This window comes from Janthinobacterium sp. LPB2021202312-11-4, from assembly GCF_037049705.1.
In the GTDB taxonomy this organism is placed as follows: Bacteria; Pseudomonadota; Gammaproteobacteria; order Pseudomonadales; family Pseudomonadaceae; genus Aquipseudomonas.
Map to the genome: position 1 here is coordinate 1 of NZ_JBAGKV010000071.1, position 3040 is coordinate 3040.

The 3040-nt window shown below is 50.4% G+C and carries 1 protein-coding gene and 1 pseudogene; both read left to right on the top strand.

Annotated features, from left to right (window positions below; genetic code table 11):
- Positions 1–2568: hypothetical protein (locus V5E99_RS30810; RefSeq protein WP_499806289.1), on the top strand; the 2568-nt coding region annotated here is incomplete at its 5' end.
- Positions 2569–2583: 15 nt separating this feature from the next.
- Positions 2584–3040, top strand: a pseudogene (locus V5E99_RS30815) (hypothetical protein); the annotation flags it as partial.

The following is a 3040-nucleotide window of genomic DNA, read 5'->3' on the forward strand; positions in this document are numbered from 1 at the left end:
CTAAAGGCTCGCGAAGCGCTTATGGTCAAGGGAAAGCTGACCACACTGAAGGAAGAAGACTTCCAGAAAAACAAGAAGGCTTATGCCGACGCTACCAACTGCGTTATCGATGGCAAAGCCCGCATGTGCAGTTACCTGGAAGGCGTCGCCAGTGACCGTAAAAAGATCGAAAAGGACTTCGCCGCCTATATTGATTCAATTTTGAAGGTTGCTGATTACGGCTTGGCTTTACCTGAGTTCGCATTTATCCCGGACACCGGAGACATCAGCACTGGAGTCGAGAAGTTTAAATCGTATCTGGAGATGGAGCAGCAGCAGACAAAGCTTAGCGAACAGATTCGATCAAAATATAAAGCCTGGATCGACGCGAGCGGTCAAAACGTCGCCGCTCCCGCAGGTATCGTGGAGGCAGAGGAAGCTGAATGGCAGCGCATCCAATTAGCTCGCTTCCAACTCCGGGAAGATGCTGAAGCTGCCGTCGCAGCTGCATTGCCGCTGCGACATTTGCTTTGGGAGCCCGAACAGTTCCAGCCGAAACCCGAAGAGCGCCTCGTCAAAGCAGGTTTTCCTCTACGAGAAGTTGCCCTCTTCAACAGTCCGAATACGGCATTGAAGCACTTGAGCCTTCTGAATCTTGAAGGTATCGAAAAAGCGTTGAAGAAGGACTTGAGCGAAGTCGGCGCCAGTGCAAAGAAAGGACTGGTTAAGGTTCCCGGCGATAGTAGTTCAAAAGCAGGAACGGACACAGAAGATAACCCCTTCAATGAGTGGCTTCGCCTGCAAGGTGCCGTAGCGATCAAGGACCAGCAAAGTAACTGGTTCGACGAAAAAGGTTGGTTTGACGTTGAAATCTTTCACACCTACCTGAAATCGAAAAACTATAAGGTCGACACGTTAGATGACGAAGGTGCACGCAAAGCCTGGGGCCTGCGCCTGCGCCAACTTCTTTTCAAAGAAGAAGTCCGAAGTTCTCTTCGACTGTTCGACAATAGTCCGCAAGCGCAATTGGTTCGGTGCCTGACACCACCCCAGTCGTCAATCCATGCCGCAGCAAAGGTCACTGGCCCAAGTTTCAGCGTGGCGGATAACTTCAAGGCGTCTGCCAAAGCAGAAGTGACCTTGGGAATCGACCTCGCTCGTGGCGAAGTAGAATTGATGAAGCTGGATCTGCCGGGTAGAGATCAAGCCAAAGACATCCTGATTCCGTATTTGGACTACGAGAAAAATCGCAAAAACCTTAATCTCGGCAGGTTCTCTCTTCATTTGGGTGCCAGAGCCTGGGGCTACACCGGAGCATCGCTACTTCTTTCGTCCAGCGTTCAACTCGGGCGTGCCAACGTACAAGGCGGCCTCAATCTTCCGGAAATCACCGACGCCAAACGACCAGAAACCTCCAAAGCAACGGCAGGTACGGTACGCAGTGGGCAAGAACTTACCGGGGACGCAGCGAAAGTCAGGATCGAAGATGGAGCGAAAGCGGAGTTCAACATGTTCGCCGGGGTACAAGCGGGCATCTTGTTGACGGGTGCGTTGAACTGGGCGCCGCCTAAAGAAATCGCAGCGCTACGCACTCCTCCAGCCCCAGGCATGGCAAATAGTGCGAACAACGCCAAAACCAGCCAGTGGTACAGTCTGGCGCGCCTGACTGCTGGCTTCACCGCGGCATACGGCGTAGGTGCAAATGGTGATATTGCCATTTCACTTAATGAAGGCCGCTTCATATTGCGCTTCAAAGCATCGCTCATCGTAGGGCCCGGCGCTGGCGGCGAATTCCAGTTCGAAGTGGGTTACGACGGCGTTACCGATTTCATCAACTTGCTGCGCCGCGAAATGCATAAAAATCAGGATAAATCCCTGATATTTGTAACGGACGACGCTGCCGACTACATCGACAAGCTTAACTTCCTCGGTGCTGCGGGCATGGAAGTCTCCATGATTTATATGGTAGGAATTGATACGGTGATGTCGTTGTATGAGGCGTTGACGGGGGGTGGGCGTGGTGCATCCATTGCGCATTCGATCATGACCTATCGGCAACAGGCGGAGCTTGAGCAATGGTTCCTGACTGCAACACCAGGTGCTCTTGGACCTATGTTGATGACGCTTATTTCGACGGCGGAATCCTTCAAGATTAGAGAGTATGTGACCGTAGGCACTGAATCACAGCCAGTTGAAAAAGCCTACACAAAAGACCAATGCCATTTGCTTCAACAACAAGCGATTGAGCGTGTACTTGGCTGGATTGTGAATCAAGCCAAGACGCAAGGAACGATTCCTTTAGCGCAAGCGCAGTTTGAAGAAGCCTGTATGAGCATGAATCGATTTGGTACAAAAGCCTCAAGCAATGCAGAACAAAGTTATTGCGAAAACAGATTGAGGATGGACAACTTTATGTCCGAAGCAGTCCAAAGATTGTTTGGTGACCAGAACGATGAAATGCGTGCCAGATACAAAATGCATGTAAATATACTCGGTGCTCGCCTGGATGGATCATGTCATCGGGTACAATATTACGGAAGGACTTTTGTACCGGGTGGAAAAGCAACCTACACCGGCCCAACTCAGTAAGCTCAAGGTAAAAAAATGTTACGTACCCCTACTTTTACAGTAGCACTATTTTTGTTGGCATTTACTAGCAATGTATTTGCGCAACTTTCATCCGCACAAGAAACAGCTAAAACTCGCGGAATCACCCTCTTCAACCAGTACAAAACGGCCGAACCAGAATTACGTATTGCGGCCGAAGCGGGAGATGCAGAAGCACAGTTTTACCTTGCTGAAGAACTACGTAAAGACAAACAGCTCATGACAGCCGAAGCTCAAAAATGGTACGAAGCATCTGCTGCTCAAGGCGACTATTATTCAATGTTCAAGCTCGCGACCGCAGGTGGTGATCTATGCGCGGTGGCTAATAAGTGCCCCCCGGGAATTAAAACTGCTAGTGATTGGCTGGAGTTGTTGATAAAAACGGCTGAGCCTCGTGCCATAAGCGGCGACGCCGAGGCGATGGCCATTATGTATAATGCAAAAGCTGATTTAA